5 protein-coding genes are annotated in these 4,083 nt (G+C 74.5%); all 5 read right to left on the bottom strand.

Translation table 11 applies throughout. From position 1 onward, the window contains the following. Window positions 1–129 precede the first annotated feature (129 nt). Window positions 130–408 carry a (2Fe-2S)-binding protein gene (locus ACWCSD_RS49075; RefSeq protein WP_358292704.1) on the bottom strand — a complete coding sequence of 93 codons (279 nt, stop codon included), beginning with the start codon at window positions 406–408 and terminating at the stop codon, window positions 130–132. Beyond that, on the bottom strand, window positions 405–1,628 hold the full coding sequence (locus ACWCSD_RS49070) for an NAD(P)/FAD-dependent oxidoreductase (protein ID WP_449926140.1): 1,224 nt from the start codon (window positions 1,626–1,628) through the stop codon (window positions 405–407). Before ACWCSD_RS49070 ends, ACWCSD_RS49075 begins: the two co-directional genes overlap by 4 nt. Window positions 1,629–1,659: 31 nt before the next feature. Then, complete coding sequence (locus tag ACWCSD_RS49065) at window positions 1,660–2,661, bottom strand: proline racemase family protein (protein ID WP_449926137.1); 1,002 nt, start codon at window positions 2,659–2,661, stop codon at window positions 1,660–1,662. Next, the gene (locus tag ACWCSD_RS49060; protein ID WP_358292699.1) at window positions 2,658–3,563 is read right to left on the bottom strand and encodes a dihydrodipicolinate synthase family protein; all 906 of its coding nucleotides are present in this window, start codon (window positions 3,561–3,563) and stop codon (window positions 2,658–2,660) included. Before ACWCSD_RS49060 ends, ACWCSD_RS49065 begins: the two co-directional genes overlap by 4 nt. A 62-nt stretch (window positions 3,564–3,625) precedes the next feature. After that, window positions 3,626–4,083, bottom strand: a 458-nt coding sequence (locus tag ACWCSD_RS49055; protein ID WP_449926134.1) for a M24 family metallopeptidase, incomplete at its 5' end; no start/stop codon positions are given.

Genomic DNA, 4,083 nt, shown 5'->3' with positions numbered 1-4,083 from the left:
CACAGCAGCACGACCACCGCGATGATCCGCGTCCGGCTGAACCGGTCGGCCAGGAAGCCCGCGGGCAGGGAGACGATCGCGGCGGCCAGCCCCGCAGGGCCCGCGCCGACCACGGCGACGTCGTTCTTCTCACGCATGACGACCTCCCTGCTCGCCGTCCGCCGGGGCGTCGTCGCCGAGGCGCATGCCGTCGCGCGCCGGGACCAGGCAGGCGCGCAGGTCCGGGACGCCGTCGACGGTGATGAGGCAGTCGAAGCAGACGCCGATGCCGCAGAACAGGCCACGCGGCCGGCCGGCCCCGCGGGTGGTGCGCCAGTCGAGGATGCCGGCCGCGACCAGGGCGGCCCCGACGCTCTGGCCGGGCTCGGCGGGGACGCTCGCGCCACGGAAGGTCATCTGGTGGGTCATCGGGGCCCCTCCTCGGTCGCGGCGGACTCGGTGCCGGGAAGCTCGGTGCCGGGAAAACGGTCGGGGGCGGGGAAGCGGTCGGGGGCGGGGAAGCGGTCGGGGGCGAACGGCTTGAGGTCGAGGTCCGGGGTGCGGCCGGTGAGCGCCTGGGCGACGAGCTTGCCGGTGCCCGCGGACAGCCCGATGCCCGCGCCCTCGTGCCCGCAGGCGTGCCACAACCCGGGCGCGCGCGGGTCGGGCCCGATCACCGGCAGATGGTCCGGGCAGTACGGCCGGAAGCCCAGGTACGTGCGCATGGCCCGGACGTCCCGCAACATCGGGAACAGCGCGATCGCCTTGGCCGCCAGCGCCCCGGCCGCCCGCGGGGAGAACGTGCGGTCGAAGCCGACGCGCTCGCGGGAGGCGCCGATGAGGATCGTGCCGCTGCCGGTGCCCTCCACGACGGGCGAGGTCTGCAGGGCGGCGTCGGAGCTGGCCACGTCCCCGACGTACTCGGCGGCGTAGACCTTGTGGCGGATCGTCCGCGGCGGCATGGGCTGGGTGACCAGCACGAACCCGCGCCTGGGCAGGACGGGCACGTGCACCCCGGCCAGGGCGGCGACGTCGCCGGCCCACGTGCCGGTCGCGTTGAGCACCGCCCCGGCGGGCAGGTCGCCGGCCGTGGTGCGCACGCCGGTCACCCGGCGCCCGTCGTGCAGGAAGCCGGTGACGCCGGTGCCGGTGCGCACCTCGGCGCCGTGCGCGCGGGCCAGCCGCAGCAGGTGGGCGACCACCAGCATGGGCTGGACCTGGGCGTCCTGGGGGTAGAAGGCGGCTCCGGCGAGTCCGGGCGCGAGGTGCGGCTCGTAGTCGCGCAGCTCCTCCGCCGCCACGTCGCGCACCTCGACGCCGTGGCGGCGCTGGTGCTCGCCCAGCTCGCGCAGCGAGGCCAGGCCGGGCCCGGACGCCGCGACGACCAGCCCGCCCTTGGCCTCGAACTCCCACAGCCCGGCGTGCTCGGCCAGGTCCTCGCGCCACACCCGCTGGGAGTAGAGCGCGAGGTCGAGCTCGGGCCCGGCCTCCTTGTCGGACACGAGCAGGTTGCCCTCGCCCGCGCTGGAGGTGCCCCCGGCGATGGCGCCGCGCTCGACGACCACCACGCGCAGCCCGGCCAGCGCGGCGAAGTACGCGCCGGCCGCGCCCACCACGCCGGCGCCGACCACGACGAGGTCGGCGCTCACGGCGTGCCCTTCGCGCCGCCCGCCCGGCGGCTCACAGCAGGAACCCCGCCGGGAAGGGGTCGGTCGGGTCGAGGTGGAACTGCGAGGTGCCGGTGACCCAGGCGCGGCCGGTGATCGAGGGCAGCACGGCGGGCAGCGGGCCGACCGTGGTCTCGCCGAGCAGCCGCCCGGTGAAGCGGGTGCCGATGAAGGACTCGTTGACGAAGTCGTCGCCGAGGGCCAGCTCGCCCCTGGCGTGGAACTGGGCCATGCGGGCGCTGGTGCCGGTGCCGCACGGCGAACGGTCGAACCAGCCGGGGTGGATGGCCATGGCGTGCCTGGACATCTGCGCCGTCGAGCCGGGGGCGGCCAGGTAGACGTGATGGCAGCCGTTGATGTCGGGCCGCTCGGGGTGGACCGGGCGGTCGTGCTCGTTGACGGCGTCCATGATCGCGAGCCCGGCCGACAGCAGGTCGCCGGCGCGGGCCCGGTCGAAGGGCAGTCCCAGCTCGGCCAGCTCGACGAAGGCGTAGAAGTTGCCGCCGAAGGCCAGGTCGTAGCCGATCTCCCCGAAGCCGGGCACCTCGACCTTGCGGTCCAGCGCGTACGCGAACGAGGGCACGTTCTGGATGGTCACCGAGGTCGCCGCGCCGTCCTCGACCGCCACGGACGCCACCACGAGCCCGGCCGGCGTGTCGAGCCGGATCGTGGTGACCGGCTCGACCACGGGCACCATCCCGGTCTCCACCAGGACGGTCGCCACGCCGATCGTGCCGTGGCCGCACATCGGCAGCAGCCCGGAGACCTCGATGAACAGCACGCCGTAGTCGGCGTCGGGCCGGGTGGGCGGCTGGAGGATCGCCCCGCTCATCGCGGCGTGGCCGCGCGGCTCGTACATGAGCAGCGTGCGCACGTCGTCGCTGTTCTCCATGAACCACAGCCGGCGCTCGGCCATGGTCGCCCCCGGGATGGCGCCGACGCCGCCGACGATCACGCGGGTGGGCATGCCCTCGGTGTGGGAGTCGACGGCGTGGAAGGTGCGACGTGATCTCACTTGTAGCCCTTTTCCAGGACGGCCTCGGTGTCGGCGGTGATGCGGGCGACCAGCTCGGGCGCGAGCGGCAGGCGCGGCGGACGGCAGGCGCCGCCCCTGCGCCCGGCCAGGTCCATGGACAGCTTGATCGACTGCACGAACTCGGGCTTGGAGTCCCAGCGCAGCAGCGGGTGCAGGTCGCGGTAGACGCGCAGCGCCTCGGGCAGGTCGGCGGGGTCGCCCGAGGTGGCCAGCCGGTACAGGCGGGTCGTGGACTGCGGGATCATGTTCGGGTACCCGGCGATCCAGCCGACGGCCCCGGCCAGGCCCAGCTCCAGCAGCACGTCGTCGGCCCCGATGAGCAGGTCCAGCTCCGGCGCCAGCTCGGCGATCTCGTACGCCCTGCGCACGTCCCCGGTGAACTCCTTGACGCCGACGATCAGGCCCTCGTGGTACAGCTCGGCCAGCAGGGCGGGGGTCAGGTCGACCTTGGTGTCGAACGGGTTGTTGTAGGCCACGACCGGCAGCCCGGCCTTGGCGACCTCCCGGTAGTGGGCGACGACGGCCTCGCGCGGGGCCCGGTAGGCGTTCGGCGGCAGCAGCAGCACGGACGTGGCCCCCGCCTCGGCGGCCTGCTCGGCCCACCGGCGGGCCTCCATGGAGCCGTACGCGGCCACGCCCGGCATGACGCCGAACCCGGGCGGCGCGGCCTGGACGGCCGTCTCGACGACGCGGGCCCGCTCCTGCGGCGTGAGCGTCTGGTACTCGCCCAGCGAGCCGTTGGGCGTCACACCGTCACAGCCGCCTTCGGCCAGGAAGCGCACGTGCTCGGCGAACCCGTCGTAGTCCACGGAGAGGTCGTCGGCGAAGGGCAGGGCCGTCGCGACGTGGATGCCGCGCCACGGCGTGGCGGAGGTGGTCATGCTGAGGTCTCCTCACATGGGGATATTCGAGAGATTATGCGGTGCAATGTCACAGCGACTACCTACCCGGCGGCCATCCACTTCTCCAGGCCGTCGGCGTCCAGGGGCAGCGCCGCCGACAACACGTCGGCGCCCTGCTCGGTGACCACCAGGTCGTCCTCGATCCGGACGCCGATCCCGCGCAGCTCCGGCGGGACGGTGAGGTCGTGCGGGTGGAAGTACAGGCCGGGCTCCACGGTGAGCGCCATGCCGGGGGCCATGACGGCGTCCTGGTAGGACTCCTGGCTCGCCCGGCCGCAGTCGTGCACGTCCAGGCCGAGGTGGTGGCCGACGCCGCAGACCAGGTAGCGGCGGTGGTGCTGGCCGGCGTCGGACAGCGCCTCGTCCACCGAGACCGCCAGCAGGCCCCAGTCGGCCAGGCCGTGCGCGACGACCTCCATGGCGGCGTGGTGGAAGTCGCTGAAGCGGCGGCCGGGGGCGACGGCGGCGAGCGCGGCCCGGTGGGCCCGTTCGACCAGGT

Source organism: Nonomuraea sp. NPDC001684, assembly GCF_053596515.1.
The sequence above is the reverse complement of the archived record's forward strand: the minus strand, read 5'-3'. Positions and strand labels throughout refer to the sequence as shown.

Coding starts and splice junctions, on each gene's coding strand:
- ACWCSD_RS49075 (WP_358292704.1), bottom strand. CDS start 408: ATGACCCACCAGATGACCTTCCGTGGCGCGAGCGTCCCCGCCGAGCCC.
- ACWCSD_RS49060 (WP_358292699.1), bottom strand. CDS start 3,563: ATGACCACCTCCGCCACGCCGTGGCGCGGCATCCACGTCGCGACGGCC.